General features: G+C 40.1%; 19 protein-coding genes. All 19 read left to right on the top strand.

Translation table 11 applies throughout. The annotated features are described in order from the left end of the window. Positions 1-45: 45 nt before the first annotated feature. The 19 genes from IGI69_RS13495 to IGI69_RS13405 all read left to right on the top strand — a co-directional run bounded on the left by IGI69_RS13495 (position 46) and on the right by IGI69_RS13405 (position 19298). Complete coding sequence (locus IGI69_RS13495) at positions 46-357, top strand: P27 family phage terminase small subunit (RefSeq protein WP_010736761.1); 312 nt, start codon at positions 46-48, stop codon at positions 355-357. Continuing rightward, positions 354-2036: a terminase TerL endonuclease subunit gene (locus IGI69_RS13490; protein ID WP_438741165.1), complete on the top strand. Its 1683-nt coding sequence runs from the start codon at positions 354-356 to the stop codon at positions 2034-2036. The genes IGI69_RS13495 and IGI69_RS13490 overlap by 4 nt, the downstream gene beginning before the upstream one ends. Before the next feature lie 16 nt (positions 2037-2052). Further along, complete coding sequence (locus tag IGI69_RS13485) at positions 2053-2370, top strand: hypothetical protein (protein ID WP_003127790.1); 318 nt, start codon at positions 2053-2055, stop codon at positions 2368-2370. A gap of 5 nt (positions 2371-2375) precedes the next feature. After that, positions 2376-2537 carry a hypothetical protein gene (locus IGI69_RS13480; protein WP_438741163.1) on the top strand — a complete coding sequence of 54 codons (162 nt, stop codon included), beginning with the start codon at positions 2376-2378 and terminating at the stop codon, positions 2535-2537. A 44-nt stretch (positions 2538-2581) separates the two neighbouring features. After that, complete coding sequence (locus IGI69_RS13475; protein ID WP_438741161.1) at positions 2582-3754, top strand: phage portal protein; 1173 nt, start codon at positions 2582-2584, stop codon at positions 3752-3754. Then, positions 3741-4445 carry a head maturation protease, ClpP-related gene (locus IGI69_RS13470; RefSeq protein WP_438741159.1) on the top strand — a complete coding sequence of 235 codons (705 nt, stop codon included), beginning with the start codon at positions 3741-3743 and terminating at the stop codon, positions 4443-4445. The genes IGI69_RS13475 and IGI69_RS13470 overlap by 14 nt, the downstream gene beginning before the upstream one ends. 3 nt (positions 4446-4448) lie before the next feature. After that, entirely contained in the window at positions 4449-5627 is a 1179-nt protein-coding gene (locus tag IGI69_RS13465; RefSeq protein ID WP_438741157.1) for a phage major capsid protein, read from the top strand. A 17-nt stretch (positions 5628-5644) separates the two neighbouring features. Further along, a complete protein-coding gene (locus IGI69_RS13460) occupies positions 5645-5767 on the top strand; it encodes a HeH/LEM domain-containing protein (RefSeq protein ID WP_071859285.1) in 123 nt (40 codons plus the stop codon). A 3-nt stretch (positions 5768-5770) separates the two neighbouring features. After that, positions 5771-6049 (top strand): phage gp6-like head-tail connector protein, encoded by a 279-nt coding sequence (locus IGI69_RS13455; RefSeq protein WP_213356746.1) that lies wholly within the window; start codon positions 5771-5773, stop codon positions 6047-6049. Further along, positions 6039-6410: a phage head-tail adapter protein gene (locus tag IGI69_RS13450; protein WP_270266939.1), complete on the top strand. Its 372-nt coding sequence runs from the start codon at positions 6039-6041 to the stop codon at positions 6408-6410. Before IGI69_RS13455 ends, IGI69_RS13450 begins: the two co-directional genes overlap by 11 nt. Next, positions 6407-6805, top strand: coding sequence for an HK97 gp10 family phage protein (locus IGI69_RS13445; RefSeq protein WP_270266940.1), 399 nt, complete (start codon positions 6407-6409; stop codon positions 6803-6805). Before IGI69_RS13450 ends, IGI69_RS13445 begins: the two co-directional genes overlap by 4 nt. Further along, positions 6802-7197 carry a hypothetical protein gene (locus IGI69_RS13440; RefSeq protein WP_438741153.1) on the top strand — a complete coding sequence of 132 codons (396 nt, stop codon included), beginning with the start codon at positions 6802-6804 and terminating at the stop codon, positions 7195-7197. The genes IGI69_RS13445 and IGI69_RS13440 overlap by 4 nt, the downstream gene beginning before the upstream one ends. A gap of 32 nt (positions 7198-7229) precedes the next feature. Next, positions 7230-7841, top strand: coding sequence for a phage tail protein (locus tag IGI69_RS13435; protein WP_438741150.1), 612 nt, complete (start codon positions 7230-7232; stop codon positions 7839-7841). Between the two features lie 62 nt (positions 7842-7903). Next, positions 7904-8281: a phage tail assembly chaperone G gene (gene gpG / locus IGI69_RS13430; RefSeq protein ID WP_270266943.1), complete on the top strand. Its 378-nt coding sequence runs from the start codon at positions 7904-7906 to the stop codon at positions 8279-8281. Positions 8282-8485: 204 nt separating this feature from the next. Continuing rightward, positions 8486-12811, top strand: a complete 4326-nt coding sequence (locus IGI69_RS13425) for a phage tail tape measure protein (protein ID WP_438741148.1) — start codon at positions 8486-8488, stop codon at positions 12809-12811. Next, entirely contained in the window at positions 12808-14313 is a 1506-nt protein-coding gene (locus IGI69_RS13420) for a phage tail domain-containing protein (protein ID WP_271812032.1), read from the top strand. The genes IGI69_RS13425 and IGI69_RS13420 overlap by 4 nt, the downstream gene beginning before the upstream one ends. After that, positions 14310-18683 (top strand): phage tail protein, encoded by a 4374-nt coding sequence (locus IGI69_RS13415; RefSeq protein WP_438741145.1) that lies wholly within the window; start codon positions 14310-14312, stop codon positions 18681-18683. The genes IGI69_RS13420 and IGI69_RS13415 overlap by 4 nt, the downstream gene beginning before the upstream one ends. A 16-nt stretch (positions 18684-18699) precedes the next feature. Continuing rightward, entirely contained in the window at positions 18700-18903 is a 204-nt protein-coding gene (locus tag IGI69_RS13410) for a hypothetical protein (RefSeq protein WP_074536831.1), read from the top strand. Between the two features lie 35 nt (positions 18904-18938). Beyond that, positions 18939-19298 (top strand): hypothetical protein, encoded by a 360-nt coding sequence (locus tag IGI69_RS13405; protein ID WP_074536832.1) that lies wholly within the window; start codon positions 18939-18941, stop codon positions 19296-19298.

Genomic DNA, 19298 nt, shown 5'->3' with positions numbered 1-19298 from the left:
TTTATGACTAAAATTTTTTTGCTAGGGGGGTGAGAGCCTTTGAAGATGTCAGATTTAAAGAAACAGTTGCTGAGACAGATTGACGTAAACGATCAGATGGAACTTGAAAAAGTTGAGAGATACCTTGATTTAGTTAGGCTTTATCGAAAAATGGATAAAGCTGTTAAGCAATACGGACCAATTGTCGAAGGCTTCAACGGCACTCAAACGTATCTTAAAACTAACCCAGCAATCGCTCAAAAAGTTACGATTTCTCGTGCAATTATTGCTCTTGGCAAAGACCTTAACCTTGATGATTTGAACGGTAAAGTAGTAACTGATAATCAAGATGATTACGATGAGAGTGATCTAACATGATTCATCAAAAACACGTTGATTACTATATTGAGCAATTCAAATCAGGGAAAATAAAGTTTAATAAAGAGCGAGCAAATTTAATTGAGTATTTAGAACGTGATGTTCTTATTCGGGATGATATTTACTTCGATGATGTGATGATTGATAAGTGCATTGCTTATGGTGAGAAATGGTATTTCCCAATGCAGCCATTCCAAAAGTTCTTAATCGCATTTATCTTTTTTTATTTCAAAAAGAATGACCGGAATGTCTACCGAAAGTTCCTTTGGATGTTTGGTCGTGGCGGTGGTAAAAACGGATTGTTATCAGTCGTGCTGAATTTCCTTCAGACTGAAATGCACGGCATCATGGACTACAACGTTTCGATCGTTGCCAATAGTGAGGATCAAGCGAAAACTTCATTCGAAGAGATATACAATACAATCAAACGGAATAAGACGTTACAAAAAGCTTTCGAATATGGGAAGTCAGTGATCACCAGCAAAAAGACTGGAAGCAAGATAAAATTTCGTACTAGTAACGGCGATACAAAAGATGGGTTGCGTGATGGAGCAGTAGCTTTTGATGAAATCCATCGATACGAATCGAACAAAGATGTAAAAGTCCATATTAGTGGGCTTGGTAAACGTCCGAACCCGAGGGAGTTTTATGTGGGGACTGACGGTTATGTTCGTGAGGGATTCTTAGACAACATGAAAGAAAAAGCAAAAAGAGTGTTGAGCGGTTCAGTCCGTTTCAATGCTCTTTTTCCTTTCATTTGCAAACTGGACTCAGAAGAGCAGGTCAATGATCCTGACAACTGGGAATTAGCCAATCCTATGTTTCATCATCCGCTATCTGAGTACGCGGACAATCTCTACGAAACTGTTATGGAAGAATACGAGGATTTGGAAGATGACCCGAGCAACCGAGAAGAGTTCATGACTAAGCGCATGAATTTACCTGTCACAGACTTAGAGCGATCGGTGGCTAGTCGTGAAGAAATTCTAGCAACAAACAGACCGTTTCCAACGAATCTAATTGGCAAACAAGCTATCGGCGGTTTAGACTATGCTAGTTTGCGAGATTTCGCCGCCTGTGGGCTTTTGTTTCGTGATGGGGATGATTATGTATTCAAGACCCATTCGTTCGTTAGAAAGCAATTTGTGGACATTTATTACGGGTATTCTCGAAAGGCTTCTGAAACTACAAAAGAAAAATTTGCTCCAATACGAGAATGGGAAGAAAAAGGATTGCTGACCGTCATAGACGGGCCCACAATCGATCCTAAAACAGTTGTTGGTTGGTTTGTTGAGCAACGTGAAAAATACGGCATAACGAAAATAGTAGCCGATAATTTTCGGATGGATTTACTGAGACCATTGTTTTTGGAGGAAGGTTTTGAAATCGAAGTGATCAGAAATCCAACAGCTGCAGATAATTTACTAGCGCCAAGGATTGAAGATGCATTCGCAAATAATCACATTATCTTTGGTGATAATCCATTGATGCGCTGGTACACAAACAATGTACTAGTTAAGACTAACGGTGATGGGAATAAATCATACAAGAAGAAAGAAGAGGTTCGTCGTAAGACAGACGGCTTCAAGGCTTTTGAATACTGTTTATGGCGAGCTGACGAGATCATTGACTACGATTATGATGATGCCTTTGATATGTTGGATGAAATCGAATTTTAGAAAGCGAGTGATCTAATTGAAAATCGATTATAAAACTGCAAAAAAAATCGAAAATGCTTTGGGTTTCGAGTTGAGGTACTTTCAAATGCAGTATCTGCTTGGTGAAACAACATTAAATAGTGATTATAGGTATCAAGGTAATTCTACAATCTTCGCTGTTAAGAAATTAATTTGCAAGGAGGGGGAATACGATTTAAACACTAGTGATGTTGGTCTGTTCATTGACTACCGAGGAGGTAGTTTTAGAATGCAAAAAATAATGCGTCCAATGATTAAAGAACTAAACCAAAAATTAATTTCAGCCGGATTCAAAACGTGTGCAATAGGAGAGTGATCATTATGTATAAACCTCAATATCTTAATGTAGAGCGTGTAAAAAATAACGTAATGGCTGGCAACACAGTTTATTTCACTAAAGTAACTACAACGCCTTTGGGTTACAAGAAGAAACCACCTGAACAGATTCAAATTAAATCAGGTAGGCGATTTGCCGGAAAGTGAAGGTGATCCATATATCTAATCCAATTGAAAGGTGGTGAAAATATGTGAGTTTATTTGATGTCTTTAAGCAGTCCATACGAAATGAAGAACCTTCAGACTGGATTCCTGATCTCGTCTATGGTGATGATGAATCCGCTCGAGCGTATCTGAAAATCATGGCTAAGAACACAGTGCTTGATTTTGTAGCAAGAACAATGTCCACATTGGAAGTAAAGTTCAAAAACAAAGATGGTACTGCTGATTGGGAATACATTTTGAATGTTCGACCCAACAATGATATGTCGGCTGCGACGTTCTGGGAAAAGTTTTTCTACCGACTTATGGACGACAACGAAGTGCTGGTCATTTTTACTGAAGATAACCAATTACTGATAGCTGATGACTTCGTTCGTACTGAATATGCTATTTACGATGATGTGTTTACTGATGTTACCGTTAAGGGCTATGTATTTAAAAAAAGCTTTAGTATGTCTGACGTGATCTACATTGAATACAACAATGACAAGCTTGATCGATTTACAAAAGGCTTGTTCGAGGACTATTCCGAATTATTTGGGCGAATCATTGAAGTTGCTATGCGAAACAACCAAATTCGTGGATCAGTATCTATTAATGCAACTGGTACTGCCAATGAAAAGAAAGATGAAAACGGCAAGACTCGAACAGAAAAACTTCAAGAATATGTCGATAAAATCTACCAAGCCTTTAAGACAAAATCAGTAGCGATTGTGGCAAAAGTGAAGAATATTGAGTATGAGGAATATACCAACAAACAAGGGGTTTCCAATCAATCTCTTGACGAGTTAAACAAAATGAAAACATCGTTAATTGATGATGTAGCCAACGCCATAGGAGTTCCTACGGCGCTTATTTATGGTGAAAAAGCTGAACTTGATTCTAACCTTCAAGCCTTCAGGAAGCTGTGTCTCGCACCGTTGATGAAGAAGCTTCAGGATGAGTTGATGGCCAAGATTATTACAAAAAAAGAATACAAGAACGGCGAGCGTATCAAAGTTTCTAAAGTATTGCCTGTCAGCATTCTGGAAAATGCTACTCAGATTGACAAGATCGTTTCTTCTGGAACTTTCTTGCGTGATGAAGTGCGTGAAGTGACAGACTATGATCCATTGCCGAATGGCGAAGGACAGCAACTGATTATGACTAAGAACTATGAAAAAGTAACGAAAGGGGGTGAGAACGAAAATGCCGAAAGTTAAAAAAGTACCGTTTCAATTTACCAATGAGATCCAAAATGGTAAGCACATTCTCACCTTGAGTGGCAATGTCCAAAAGAAATACTGGCGTGATGATGATGTCATTAATGCGAAAGATATCCGAGAATCACTGGATAAAGTCACAGATGATATTGTGATCAAACTGAATAGTCCTGGCGGCGATGTGTTTGAAGGGATTGAAATTTACAACTACCTAAAAGATCACCCATCAAATGTCACTGTCGAAGTAACTGGTTTGGCAGCCAGTGCCGCAACTTTCATCATTGCTGGCGCTGACGAAGTGATCATGAATGTTGGCACTTCATTGATGATTCACGAAGCTTCAACATTTGCTTGGGGAAACAAACAGGATATCCAAAAAACTTTGAATGCATTGGAGACCATCGATGATTCAATTCTGGCAATTTATTCTGATAAGACCGGTCAATCTGCTGACCAATTACGTGAATGGATGAATGAAGAAAAATGGTTCACGGCAGATGAAGCTGTAGAGTTTGGATTTGCTAATTCTGTAAAACGTGCCGAACCTCAAGAAGAACCGCAGGATATTGCATCAATGATTCAAGATGCAGTTGCTGTTGCTATGGCTAATTTAAGCCAACCCGTAACAAATCAAGTGGAACAAGAACCGAAACAAAAATCATTAATCGCACGATTGCGAAAAGGAGAATAAATTATGTTAAGAATTACAGACAAAACTGCAGATGCGAAGAAAATCTTTAACGCTATTTCTGCAAAAGAAGATGCAACACCTGAACAAGTAAACGATGCTTTAGAAGCTTATGTGACTGCGATTGCAGAAGATGCAGGATCTCAAGTTCGTGCTGAGTATGAAGAATTGAAGAACGTCACTGACAACCAAATCCTTCAATCACGTGGCATTCCAGTTTTAACAGCAGAAGAAACTAAATTCTACAATGAAGTAGAAAAAGCCGGTGGTTTCGACAAGGACATTACATGGCCAGTAACCATTTTCGAACGTGTATTTGAAGATCTTCAAAAAGAACATCCTATTTTACGTCTGGTGAATTTCACGCCTACTGTTGGTTTAACTAAAACAATTCGTTCTCGCCGCAAAGGGGTTGCCGTTTTCGGTCCGTTGCATAAAGATCTTGAAGGGCAATTAGATGCTGAATTCGGAGTGGAAGAAGCAACACAGATCGCCTTAACTGCTTTCTTCTTAATTTCAAATGATACATTGCACTTAGGCGCTCGATGGATTAACCGTTATGTACGCCTTTGCTTAACAGAAGCGGTTAAAGATGCTTGGGCAACTAAAATTGTTACTGGTACCGGTAAAGACGAACCGATTGGTTTGTTGAAAGATTTAGATGGAGCCGTTGTTGGTGGGGTTTATCCGGATAAAGCCAGCGTTGGTACTTTGACATTCAAAGACGCACCTTCAATGGTTACTGAATTTGCAGCTGTTATGAAAAAAATGGCTTCTTACAAACATTCAATTGGTACTGGTGACACAAATGCTACTGATGAAACACGTGTGGTTGACGGTAAGATTTACTTAATTATCAACCCAGTCAACTACTACGATATTGTTGCACGCCTAACGATCCAAAATGCAAATGGGGTATTCGTGACGAACATGCCTTTCATTTCCCCAGATCACATTATCCAGTCGGTTGATGTTCCTGTGAACAAACTAATTGTATTTATCGAAAATGGCTATGATGCTACTCAGTCTCAGCCTGAAAAAATTTCTGAATACAAAGAAACCTTTGCGATGAAACGCGCAACGCTTTATGCAATTGACATGTTGGGTAACGGTAAGCCTGTTGATAATTATGCAGCACAAGTCTATGACATTGCTATTCCAACTAGCGGTGGCTCGGGGGAGTAACAACGCCTAACGCTCGTATGGCGACTGTAGACTATTCTAGCCTTACGGTTCCAGAACTAAAGGCGTTGTTAGACGAGCGTGCAATTGATTATGCAAGCAACGCTAAGAAACAAGATTTGATTGATCTATTGGAGGGATGACGAATGAACGAAAAAGTCTTTATTGATGAATTCAAGGAGCGCTTTCGTATTTTTCATTCGTCCGAAGATCTCAGTATTGGCAAACAACTGGAAAGTGGGTTTGCCGATATAAAATCAATCATTGGAGAGTTCGATCCTACAAAGTATGAAAAGGGCAAAGAGTTGGTTTATGAGCGTACTCGTTATTTAAGAAACGAGGCGCTCGAATACTTTTATGACAACTTTCAGATGATGATTATGGATGCTTCGATAGATTTAGTAGGTGATCAAGTTGCCGATTAAAACAAAATATGAAAGACCAGAAATTGTAGCCGGTGATTTGAATACGCCGGTTACTTTTTTTGAAGTAAAACCAAACGATGGGCCTGAACCGGGTGAACAAGAAAACAAGAAATTGTATTACTGCACTTGCTTAGTCTACAATCCTTCTTCTAAGGATAGGGATATTCTTAGCGGCAAAGGAACAAAGAAAGCTGTCACAATCAAGATTCGAGATCCATTCACAGACTATTTGCCAAACAATGCGCATAAAGTAGTCTTGGATGATTTCCGATACAGAGATGATGTATGGGATATTGTAGATTTTGCGCCTGATGTTGAGAATAACGATTTTCTTAAAATCATCTTGGGGGTGACCTCATGAGTGTGTCAGTTAAGGGCGTGGACGAGATACTAAAGAATCTAGAAGCCAAGCTTGGTACGGCAAGAACCAATCGAATCGTAAATAAGTCGCTTAAGAACTATGGGCAAAAATTGCAACAAGATGTGCAAGAAGCGGTATCCAGCTATATGGACACTGGCGAAACGTATAATACAGTAATTTCTTCCGGAGTAAAAAAAGGACCGCCTAAAACGATCGAAGTTGGTTGGGGTCAAGGTTCAAGATGGCGCTTAGTTCATTTAAATGAATTTGGCTATACTCGTTTTGGTAGATATGTCAGTCCTAGAGGAATGGGGAAATTACAAGGGGTTGTTGATAAAACAGAAGGATCTGCATTTGAGGAGATGCGTTCAGAATTGGAGGAGTTAGCACGATGAAAGATATGATGATGGAAGTCTACAATGTTTTATCTGCTGATCCTACGATTGCAAAAGAGGTGACTGCAAAGAACATCAAATTCTATGAAGTACCTGAAAGCTTCGATTCAACCAAACCTTTTATTATCATCGATACACCACTTGGACCGCCAAATAGTGCTTACTATGCTGCCAACAAAGAGATGTCGCAAACGTTCAGTTATCAAATTAACGTTGAAACTCAATCAAGGATTTTGACGAAAGAAATTGCTAAAGCAGTGAAAGCTGCGATGTGGGAATTCGGTTATGTACAGTTAAATGGTGGGCTTGACGAATATTTCCCGGAAACAAAGCGCTTTGTGGATGCAAGGCGGTATAGAAAAAACACACAAATTCATGACACTGATTATTAATCGGTGTCTATTTTATTAGGAGGAATTTACAAATGGAAACTTATGGGTTTGATAAATTATCGGTTCGAAAACTTACCACAGCATTGGAACCAGATACAGCAGCGGAAATTCACGTCTTAGAAGGTAAACAAAAAGAAGGTGGACCAACTGCCTTCGACTTAACTGGTCTATCCAAAGAAGCAGTGAAAGTATTTGCCGGTAACGTTGAATATTACCTGTCCAAAAAAGGTACCGGATCAGTAGCTGCAAACTTCGGTTTACTGGATGTCCCTGTGGAAGTTGAACAAGAAATCTTAGGATTGATCAAAATGGCGGAAGGTATTGACGGTTTCGGTGATGAAACGGATCCTCCTTATATGGCTGCAGTCGCTGAAGCGGAAGATTTATATGGTGAACCAGTTGCTTTTGCTATGGTAGCAGGTTCGTTTAACCGTGATGGTTTTTCATTGGCCACTAAAAACGATGAAGATTTTACACCAGAAGCGGGCGAGTATGTTTACAACGCAATCTCTCGGAAAGTCAAAATTGACACAAATGAAAAGACGGTAAAAGTATTGCGTGCTTTTGGAGAAGAATCAGTTGCGAAAATGAAAACTGCTGTACTTGGTGAGCCTGTTACTCCTCCAAGTGGTGGCGGTGAATAATGAAGGGAAAGGTTAGTCTTCGGACTAGCCTTTTTATTTTTGATTAATAGGAGGAATTATACATGTCAGAAATTGGAAAAGAAATCAGATTGGATCTAATGATCAATGGAACAAGAAAGACCTTCACACAAAGCCACGTACCGTATTCAAAAGCTTTAGATTACACGGATGGTGAAGCAAAACTTTTTAAGAAAGATGACGATGGCAATGAGATTGCTCCTTCAGCCAGAGCGCTTACTGAATTCCGTGCTGAGTTTGTAGCAGGCTTGTTTGATGATAAAGATTTAACAGGAACTGTCCTTTTAGATGGTATCGATGCATGGGACAGAGACTTGATCATGGAAATCATTATGTACCGTGTCTTAGGTTACGAGAAAGACGTGGATGAACCAGATCCAACAGACAAGAAAGACCCAAAAGGAAAAAAGGACGGAAAATAAGTTCGTCCGATCATCATGAGTTACAGCTAGATGTTGTGAGATCTATATTGAAGATTTATCCCAGTTGGACAATCAATGACGTTCTAAATACAGATACGCTGTACCTTTATGAAATTATGTTTAAACAAACGCCAAAAGTAAAGAAAAACAAGAAACGCAAAGAAATTAAGCCGTTGGCTGATTTAGTGAAAGGGGGCGGATGATTTGGCTGGTGCAACTCCATTAGGAAATATGGTCATAAAGCTAGGTTTGGATGATGCTGATTTTGGGAAAGGCGTTGCTAATTCTAAAAAGCAAGTACAATACCTAGCAAAAGAAATGCAAGCAAATATGAAAGTTGCTGACTTGGCAGGGAACAAACTTGGCAAATTAGGCACTCGATACGATGGTTTAACACAGATTATCAAAGCACAAGAAAATCAAGTGACCGCCCTCAAGAAAGCTTATGATGGTTCATTTGTTGATAGTAAAGCTACAGACTCCACTAAGCGGCTAGCTAATCAATTACAAGATGCTAACGGTAAACTGGCAAACTATAAGCTACAGTTACAAAATACCGCAGGAGCGATTGCTGACTATCAAATCAGAAATGAAGGTTTAACTGGTTCAATCAATAAAGCAAGCGATGTTTTAATAAACAACGGCAAAAGACTAGGGGACATAGGGTCTAGTTTGACAAAAGGCTTAACTGTACCTATTGCGGCTGGTGTGACTGCTGTGGCTGCCGCTGCTATTAGTTGGGAATCAGCATTTGCTGGTGTAAAGAAAACATCAGACGAAGTGGTGGATAGCAATGGTAATGTTGTTTATTCATACGATGATCTTGAAGCGAGTTTAAGAAATCTTGCAAATGAACTACCGTCAACCCATAGTGAAATAGCTGCTGTTGCCGAAGCTGCAGGGCAGTTGGGGATTCAAACAGACAATGTTTCTGCATTTACTAAAGTAATGATCGATCTAGGCGAGTCAACAAACATGAGCGCTGAAACAGCTGCTACTGAGTTGGCTCGTTTTGCTAATATTACTCAAATGTCGCAAGATAAATTTAGCAACTTAGGTTCTGCATTGGTTGACTTAGGTAATAACTTTGCAACAACAGAATCTGAAATATCGGCGATGGCATTACGGTTAGCAGGTGCCGGCGCTCAAATTGGCATGTCCGAAGGGGATATCTTAGGTTTTGCGGCTGCTTTAAGTTCTGTTGGTGTAGAAGCAGAAGCGGGTGGATCAGCATTTTCTAAGGTCATGATCAACATGCAGTTAGCTGTTGAGAAGGGAACAGGCGCTTTTGAAGAACTGAAATCTCATGCGGACGATCAGGGTGTATCGTGGGAGCGCCTTGTTTCGGCCGTTCGAAATGGTGGAAAAGAATTAACTGGCGTATCCAAGGAAATGGGCTTTACATCTGCTGAACTCAAAAAGATGTACAAAGAAGCTGATAATTCAAAAACAAGCTTAGAACAGTTTGCCGATGTTGCTGGGATGACGAGTGATAAATTCTCAGATATGTTCAAATCTAATCCTTCTGAAGCAATCATGAAGTTTGTCGAAGGTCTTGGAAAAGCCGAAGAACAGGGATCGTCTGCAATTAGTGTTTTAGATAGCATGGGAATTACAGAAGTTCGACTGAGAGACAGTTTGCTTCGTGCAGCCAATGCTAGTGGAGTTTTCGCCGGTGCTGTAGAAATGGGGAACGAAGCGTTCGGAGAAAACACCGCTCTTGCTGAAGAAGCTGGTAAGCGTTACGAGACAACAGAATCCAAACTTAAGATGCTGAGAAACGAAGCAGTTAACGCTGCGATTGATTTGGGCGGTCCGTTTGTTGATGCATTAAGAGATGGCTTAGAATCTAGCAAGCCTCTAATCAAACAAATCGGTAATCTAGCTGAGGCGTTTAGCAAAGCAGATCCTAAAACCCAACAGATGATCGTAAAATTGATAGCTGCTACTGCGGCCGCTGGCCCTTTGTTATCAATTACCGGAAAATTAAGCGGCACAATTGGAGGGTTAGGAAAATCCTTTATTGATCTAAGTGCAAACATGGCCAAGAAAAAAGCTATCGATGAAGTTAAAAAATCATTTATTGATGGAGATATTTCCGCCAATGACTTTCTAAAAACTTTAGCAGGTGGGTCAGGCACCATGACACAATTTGGAGCTGCAGCCAGTGGGGCGGCAGGATCTGGTGGCATAGGAGCCATGTCGGCTGCGCTCGGTCCATTAGGTCCACTTATTCTTGGTATCGTCGGTGTTGGTGGTGCTCTTGCAGTCGGGTATGGTGCATGGAAATTATTCGGTGAAGAAGCCTGGAATTCTAGTCAACGTGTTCAACGATGGGGAACTGATGTTGGAGAAGCCGTTGATGGCACCTTAACAAAAGTGCAGGATAATACGCAAAAAGCATCAGGGCAATTTGGTTTAATGGCAGATGGATTTGCCACTAACTCTGACTCTATGATCTCAAATTTTGAGAAAATAGGTCAGACCATTGAAGACAGCCTTGTGAAGAAAGTCGAGGGCTTGGATAAATTAATAAAAGAGCTTCCTGAATCTGTTAATTCTTCTGTCAGTGAAATGGTAGAAGACGAAAAAGTTAAGGCGGAATCTGCATTACAAACAGTTCAAGAGAATACCGCAAGAATCACAGAGATAAAGAAAGCAGCTAGTAATAGCAATCGAGAGATTAGTGTATCTGAAGCAAAAATTATTCAAGATCTGGCGAAAAATACAACTCAAGCATATGTTGAAACTTTAGATGTTTCTGCAAACGAGAAGAAAAAAATACTTGCAGCCATGAACGCAGATGTAGCAAATGCAACAGAGGAAGAAGCGAAATTGTGGTTGCAATCTTTAGGTAAGCAAAGGCAGATAGCCCAGCAAAATGCAACTTTAAGTAGACAAGAAAAAGAAAAGTACCTACAAGATTTGGGATACAACTTAGATGGTGAGTTCGCTAAGAAATTTCTGGCGGCTTGGGATGAGATAAATTCAACGACTGTAAAAGGTTTTGATTCTCAAATGGAAACGATTCTTAAAAAATATCCTGAATTACAAAATGAGGTCTCTCTTGCAAACGGGCAACTAATTTCAAGTATGGGTGATTATGCTGATAGTGCAATTGCAGAAAACGAAAAAATCCTAAAGAGCGCTTCTGACTTATCAAGAGAATTGGCATCAAATGCAGAAAAGAATGCGGAAAAAATCTCTTGGACTGCATCAGAATCAAGTAAGGCTGGTAAGAAAGCAGCTCAAACTTGGAATGATTTAGTTTTTGATGAAAAGACCGGAGAAGTTAAATCCAATGTTGCAGAGGTCGTTACAGAAGCTACTAAAGATTCTCTAACGTGGAATAATTTGAAGCTAGTAGTCCATGATGCCGACTTAGATAGTAATGCAAAAGACGTTATCGGTGAAGCTGCAATTGCTAATGGTTGGTGGGACGGTATGGCTTGGTCCGATAAAAAAGCAATACTACAGGACGAATTTTCGATAACAATGTACAAAGCATTAGAAGACTCGGGAAAATGGGCAGAGATGTCATTTGATGAGAAAAAAGCATTCCTTTACTCTAATACTCCTGAAGTCATGGCAGAAACAATGCTTAATTTGGGAATGTGGGAGCAATTTCAACCCCAGATTAAAAATTTGAATGCTGAAAATTATGATCTCTTAAATGCATTAAGCTTTTCGAAAACTTCATTAAACGAGTATAACGCACTAGATCCAGAAGTTAAAAGATTGATAGCAGAAGATCCAGCAACTTTAACGGTTAGTCAATCTAAGAAAATGCTAGAAACATATAACAGTGTTTCTCCAGAGCTGAAAAGATTATTGGGAGACAATACAAATGTAAATAGCATATTGGCAAACTCTAAGAGCAAAATCAATGATTACAATGCTACTGGTGTTGGTGCGAAACATTTACATGCAACAGCAGATTATTCTGAAGTACTAAGAGCGAAGAGTGAAATTGCTCAAGTATATAGCAAAAATGTGGTAATCGATGTTGAGTATCGTGGGAGAAGAACAGGACAAACAGCTATTCCAAATGCCAAAGGAACAAATTACCACCCGGGTGGAGATATGATCGTAAATGATCAATCAGGACCATTATACAAAGAGTTGGTTCAGTTCCCTGGTCAGGCTCCATTTATACCTCAAGGTCGAAATGTGTATATTCCCAATGCTCCTGCAGGAACGAAAGTTGCTCGAGCTAGTATCACCAAATCGATCATGCGGCGCTTGGGCATTCCAAAGTATGCCGACGGCGTGGGTATTCCGGAAGATTCCTCATTGGTTCGGAACTTGAGAAGTATGAGTCCATCTGTAGAGCCAACATCAACTACGATTGTTAATACGCAAGACTATTCGGACAAACTTGATCAATTGATTGCCATAATGTCTTCCTTTGGAAAGGATCTCCGAAACGTGAAATTTGAACTGAATCGTAGAGTTTTAGGCGATGTGATTATAGAGGAGTCTAATCGAAGAGAACGAACACAAATCAGAGGAAGGGGGATAAGAGGTTGATATCAGATGTAACTATAATCTATAGTGGATCAAATTTAACAGAAAAAATGGACTTAGATGAAGCTCCTGATTGGGGCATACTTCCGGAAGTTGAGAATGTCTATGAGGATCAAACCAAAAATGATGGTAAAAAATTTAAGTACAAACGAAATCAAGGGAAATCTATCCCTCTTAGCTTCCTGATGGCTTCCGAAAATTACATTGCCGATCGTGATACTCTAGCCCAGATTTTGAATCAGGAAACACCCCAACAGTTACAAATTTCAATTTTTAAAGATCGGTATTGGAATGCTATTATTGATGGCTCATCATCGTTTGTCAGAGAAATGGATGATAAGAATCAAGTGAGGATTAGTCTTTCGTTTTATGTTCCAGAAGGAATCGCATATGCTACAAAGACTGATATCTATACCACTCAATCAGATACATTCACCGTCAATAATAAAGGGACATACAAATCATATCCAATCTTAGAAGCAACGATGCCAGGAGACAATGGTGTGGTTGCTTTTATCAACAATAGAGGTAAAATCTTGCAATTTGGTAATCCCGATGAAGCTGATGGAGTTGGTTACACTGAATCAGATCGTGTCATTTGGGATACGGTCATGATTGCTTCTGCTGAAGCAAGCCGGGGATGGAAAATAAATGGATACCAGTTTGACGGTTTGTGGAATGGAACGGAAAAACTAAATGCTAACGGTACTAGGAAGTTTGGATCAGATGGCGGCTACGGATTTGTAACGCCGGATTCTTACGGAACTGGCACACAAGGCTTCAAAGGGATCACGTATGGTCGTAAGGTGTCGCCTGATTCACAAGGACATGTCGGGGCAAAAGATTTTGAGTCTCGTCATGGTGTGTGGTTTGAAACTGGAAATATTCGGCAAACAGGTATCTACATTGTGGAACTGCGTGATGCTTCAGGTAAAGCGGTGTGCTCAGTGACTTTTTATAAGCTTTCTTCTTCAAATAATAATGCGAAGATTCGAATCAATGTAAAAGGTAATTGGAAAGAATGGTCCTTTCAACCGACTGCATGGAATTTCTATACCAAAAAAGGCAGAGAGTTTTCGATTGTGAAAGAAGGGAACTTGTTGAGATTCCATGTTGGGGGAGTCGCCAACGGCGGCTTTATCCATTCCATTCGATTAGATGAATTGAAGGACGTTGAAGTGACTGATGTTGTTTATTATATGGGAGTTCCTGTAAATGGCACACCGTTATCACATATGAAACTCACTCATTCCACATTTCGAAAAGATAAAGTTGAGAAGGTTCGAGATGTGAAGAATCTTTTTGGGGAAGCTGATGTTCTGCGAGCAAATTGTAGTACGGGAATTGTCACGCTAAACGGAATCGAGCAAAAAGGCTTGGGCAGTTTAGGGAATGACTGGGAAGAATTCTTTTTGGAACCTGGGATTAATCAAATAGAGTGTATTTATTCCTCTTGGGCACAAGCGCCAAGTTTTAAACTTTACAATCAGGAGGCTTACTTATGATTATCTTTTTTTTCGATCGGTTCTGGAACCCTCTTGGAAAAGCTTCAGCAAAACTGCCTAAAGGTGTTACTTACTATGATGATCACGAAGTCGAAGATGTCGAAACTGGCACTTCGACTTTTGAAGTCTATGTGGGATTTGACGAAGAAAATCGAAATATTGTGCGAGCATATGGTCAGGAAGCAACGTATTTTGTCACTACTGATCAGGAAGGCCATGGAAGACTATGGTCTGTCATTGATGATGAATCAGATGAAGAAGCAATGTTCCACTACTTTTATGGTGAAGATGCGGGTATGGATCTAATTAATGAGATGCTCCCAGCGTGGGGATCGCCGGGCAGTGCTAAACCGATCGTTTATTATATCGAACGAGCAGCAGCAGATTCGGGCTTTGAAATCGGAATTAATGAGATTCCTAATCTGACTCGAACATTGGAGTGGGATGGAGAAGCGACTGGGTTAAATCGACTGCAGTCTATTTTTACGCAATTTGACAACGCAGAATTACAATTTCGCTTTGATATTGATGAAAACACACTTGAGTTAAAACACAAGTATATTGATATCCTAAAGAAACGAGGAAATGATACAGGTATTGAGCTTCGGATGAATCGTGAAGTGAAAAATATCCGGATGAAGCGCAGTCGAGCAAACATGTTTAACGCTTATCGATGTTACGGTGCAACACCTGAGGGAAAAGAAAATCCAATAACTTTAAACGGCTACTCTCTGACCACCGCACAAAAAGAAATTAATCCTGAGACCGGCAAAGCAAGATTTGTTCTGAGTGGAAATATTTTGAAAGATACCGAATCAAATGATAAGTACAGCCGCTATCTTAATCCCTACGAACAAGGCGAAGACGAGGGATACTACACAGGTATCTATAACAGCGAAGCAACAACACAGAATGCTTTGGCCAACGAAACCATTCTTCGGTTAAAGAAGACAGGCTATCCAGAGGTAAATTACGAGGTCGATGTTATTGATGCTCCACGTACCTTAAAAGCTGGTGATTATGTTTCGATCGTCAACGATAAAGATGAACTTTACCTAGAAGGACGTATTCTTAAAACGGATCGTAGTAGGAGTAACGACACTTTTGAAATTACTTTAGGAGATTATCTGATTCGTGATAGTGGAATCGCTGAACAAATTCAAGCGATGGCAGACAAGCTTAAAGGAAAAGATGGAGTAAGCAACTTCATCTTCTATGCTTATGCAGATGATGATAAAGGGACTGGTTTTAGTCTGAGTCCTCAAGGAAAGAAATATACTGGTTTAACGGTTAGTTTAGTGAATCAGCAGCCGAGTGATCCAAGTGTTTACACATGGAGTCTGTCAAAAGGATCGGACGGTCGAGGAATTTTAGGATCTCCCGTTTCTACCTTTGCGAAGTCTAAAGATGGAACAATTCCTCCGACAACATGGTCATCGACAAGACCAAATGTAGAACCTGGGGAGTACTTGTGGACTAGAATCGTTACCACTTATACCGATAACACAACTTCTGAAACTCAGACTCCTACATTAATGGGGGCTGATGGACCTTCAGGTTTAGGTATCAGAGATAAATCAATTAGTTATGCTGTGGGAACAAGCGGAAATACACCACCTTCAAGCGGATGGCAAGTAACAATTCCTATTGTTTCTGCAAACCAATATCTTTGGACTAGAACAACAATCGTTTACACGGATGATTCAAAAACGGATGCTTATTCGGTAGGGAAGATGGGTGCAGATGGTGCGAATGCTAAGTTGCTCTATCTTACAGCTTCAGCTGAGAATATGGCTTTCAATGCCGATGATACTCCGAAGACAACTCAGACAATCAACATATCGGCAAAACTTCAAAACGTCACAGGAACAGCAACATTTACGGCTATTCCCTACATTGGTAACACTGCTCAAACCGCAATCACTCTTGGTGGAACTGGTAACACAAGAACTTTAACAAGTTCGCAGTGGACAAACAAAGATTGGACGCTGATCGCCATTACCGCAACTTTGGATAATTTAAGCGACATACTGAGTATTGTAAAGGTAAAAGATGGAAAAGAAGGTGAAACATACTATCCACATCGTGGATATTTGATGGCAGATGGGATGTTTACCAAGGTTTATCCGAATGAGAATTTACTTTCAATTTCTAGATTCGAAAAAACTGCTTCTAGGGAATTTGTAAATGATTCCAGATGGGATTTAGCTCCGATATTTGAAAAATATGGTATCGGGATCGAATATACAATATCGTTTGATTTGAAATCTGCTGTTTCAGGTCCAATACAAGTTTATTCTCAAAATGGATCTGGAACTAAGTACAACATTGGAACAACTACAGTCCAAGCAACAACTGAATACAAACGCTATAGTGTGACGGTTACTCCACAACTACAAACAGGAACAACTATGACCCAAGCGCTCTTGGCATTTTACGGGGTATACGATAGTGGACGTATACCAACTATTAAGAATGTTAAGGTTGAGTTGGGGAGTCTTTCTACTGTGGACATACCTTCGCCGAATGAGAATTATAGCGAAGCCTATCCAAAATATGAAGGATTCTATTCAGATACGAATCAAGTTGGGTCTGATAATCCTGACGATTACAAACCATGGACACCCTTCATGGGACCGCAAGGGGGACAAGGCCCCAAAGGAGATTCAGCACCACTCATTTCTTTATCAGGTGCAACACAAGCGATCACAGTTGATAAAGATGGAAAGATCACTCCAGCTTCTAGTTTTGCGGTGAACGGAACTGCAGTAAACACTGCTATCTCAAATTGGACGTATAGTCTAAACGGTGGGAATTTTGGTTCAGCTGTTCCTACAGGAGTTACTCGATCAGGTAACATTGTGACGATTGATCCTACAAAAGCTGTATTTGATACGTTTACCATCAAGGCGGCAGATGCGACTGTGAGCGATGTATTCACCATTTCTAGAATCAAAGACGGTGGGGAAGGTACCCCTGGTGCAGATGCTTATACTGTTTTCCTTACAAACGAATCCTACACCTTTGCGGGATCAACAACTGCAGCATTGGCTGGTTCAACTACAACACAAATTGTGATTTACAAGGGAATCAGTAAAATAGACCCTACTGCGATATCTGTCGGAACTATGCCAACAGGAATGACTTCTACAGTTAGCGGACTTGGTACAGCAATCATTACATTTACAGTCACTACGGCTATGACAAGTAAGAGTGGTACTGTGCCAATCACAATCACAGCTGATGGCAAAACATTCACAAAGCAGTTTTCTTACGCTCTATCTTTACAAGGGGCAACAGGGAACACCGGCAAAGGGGTTGCTGCAGAAGAAATCAGCTATTCTATTTCTCAAGATGGAATAACTCCGCCAACGTCTGGATGGTCAGGGACAAGACCCACACCTAAAGCGGGCTGGTATATGTGGACACGTACCAGATTCAAATATACGGACAATACCTACAGTGCTTATTTCTATCTTGTCGCTCAACAAGGCAAAGATGCGATCATTATCTCTGATACAGCACCTGCCAATCCAACAAAAGGAACTTTATGGCAAGATAGCAGCGTTGTTCCTCAGATCATTAAAGTATTTGACGGCACTGCATGGAGTATGTGGGGGATGCCTATTGATAACTTACTTGCTACCAACATTCTTTCTGAGAATGGGGTGTTCAAAAGGTTAGAAGGGGCCGAGATTGTTGGATCTGAGTTTATAAATCCTTACACAAGATCCTACAATGATGGGACTTTTGCACAGGGTACCCAAAGAATTGGATCTGCTGAACTTTATAACTCAGGTGTAATTAAGAACTCTCAAGGGGCAATAACCCAATCATACGAGACTATATTTAGTCACCAGTTCGTGTCGATGGCTAGGTATAGCGGGTCAGCTGCAGGAGATCAAAATGAGTTGATCGCATCTGCTTCACTTTCTTTTGATACTTTGACTCTAAATGACAGAGAAAATGGTTTTTCTGGAATGATACATGCTAGACAACTAACTGATACACCTTGGATTAATTTGTCATATGCAGCTGGTTTCAGGACTTCTGAAAATAATCCCTGCCAGTATCAGATCTCATATAACATGAAGGGAAAGAGAACAATTACCTTCAGAGGGCAGGTTGAGCGAACAAGTGGTGCTATGACAGGGACAACCTATCCTTTTGGGATAGGCACCGTTCCAGCTTCTATCAGGCCGACCGGAAACACATTTAAGCTAGCTGCAGGAGACGCAACAGAATTGCAAACAGTTCGTGTAGCTATGTTGGGGACAGCGCAGCCAAGTATCGGGAATTCTATACAAATCAAGGTTGTTGGAAATTCTCAATACGTTGATATATCGGCTTTAACATACGACATACCATAGAAACGGAGGAATATTTGTGCGATGGACAAGCATTACACCCGAGTATGATCAAGACGGGAAGATTACTAAGTATTATGTTTCAGTTGATAGTCAAAATAAGAATAACGAATCAATTACGGGACAATTAATTATTTCAGCAGATACACTTGATTTAAGTGAAGTTTTAGTAGTTGCAGAAAATAAGATTGTTAATATGTTGACGAAAGAGCAGCCAGAATAGGTTGCTCTTTTAATTTATTGAAAAGTAGGTGGATTATGAAAAATATAATCATACTCAAATGGGATAGTTTAGTACTAAGTGTTGTATCAATTTTATATGGGATGATGCTACTCTTTTATCCGCAAATTCTTCAAGGTTATAGAGTATACGATTTAATCGATGATATTTTTGATAACCAATTTATAGGTGCAGTCTTTATCATTTTAGGATGCTTAAAGCTTATTGGAATTTGGGTGAATAACAAAAAAATAAAACACGGATCACTCATTTTGTTGGCAACTGTTTGGTCAGTCTTTTCAGTCTCTTTTTTACTAACACCGCCACCGAACACTGTGTGGACTTTTTCGCTTGGAATGGCTGCTCTTGCTTTTGGAATAGCCCTAAAGGAGGGCTAG

This window comes from Enterococcus sp. DIV1083b, assembly GCF_051713705.1.
GTDB lineage: Bacteria > Bacillota > Bacilli > Lactobacillales > Enterococcaceae > Enterococcus_D > Enterococcus_D casseliflavus.
This window is presented reverse-complemented; position numbering and strand designations above follow the sequence as displayed.

Coding starts and splice junctions, on each gene's coding strand:
- IGI69_RS13490 (WP_438741165.1), top strand. CDS start 354: ATGATTCATCAAAAACACGTTGATTACTATATTGAGCAATTCAAATCA.
- IGI69_RS13470 (WP_438741159.1), top strand. CDS start 3,741: ATGCCGAAAGTTAAAAAAGTACCGTTTCAATTTACCAATGAGATCCAA.
- IGI69_RS13455 (WP_213356746.1), top strand. CDS start 5,771: ATGAACGAAAAAGTCTTTATTGATGAATTCAAGGAGCGCTTTCGTATT.
- IGI69_RS13435 (WP_438741150.1), top strand. CDS start 7,230: ATGGAAACTTATGGGTTTGATAAATTATCGGTTCGAAAACTTACCACA.
- IGI69_RS13460 (WP_071859285.1), top strand. CDS start 5,645: ATGGCGACTGTAGACTATTCTAGCCTTACGGTTCCAGAACTAAAGGCG.
- IGI69_RS13415 (WP_438741145.1), top strand. CDS start 14,310: ATGATTATCTTTTTTTTCGATCGGTTCTGGAACCCTCTTGGAAAAGCT.
- IGI69_RS13445 (WP_270266940.1), top strand. CDS start 6,407: ATGAGTGTGTCAGTTAAGGGCGTGGACGAGATACTAAAGAATCTAGAA.
- IGI69_RS13480 (WP_438741163.1), top strand. CDS start 2,376: ATGTATAAACCTCAATATCTTAATGTAGAGCGTGTAAAAAATAACGTA.
- IGI69_RS13405 (WP_074536832.1), top strand. CDS start 18,939: ATGAAAAATATAATCATACTCAAATGGGATAGTTTAGTACTAAGTGTT.
- gpG (WP_270266943.1), top strand. CDS start 7,904: ATGTCAGAAATTGGAAAAGAAATCAGATTGGATCTAATGATCAATGGA.
- IGI69_RS13465 (WP_438741157.1), top strand. CDS start 4,449: ATGTTAAGAATTACAGACAAAACTGCAGATGCGAAGAAAATCTTTAAC.
- IGI69_RS13440 (WP_438741153.1), top strand. CDS start 6,802: ATGAAAGATATGATGATGGAAGTCTACAATGTTTTATCTGCTGATCCT.
- IGI69_RS13495 (WP_010736761.1), top strand. CDS start 46: ATGTCAGATTTAAAGAAACAGTTGCTGAGACAGATTGACGTAAACGAT.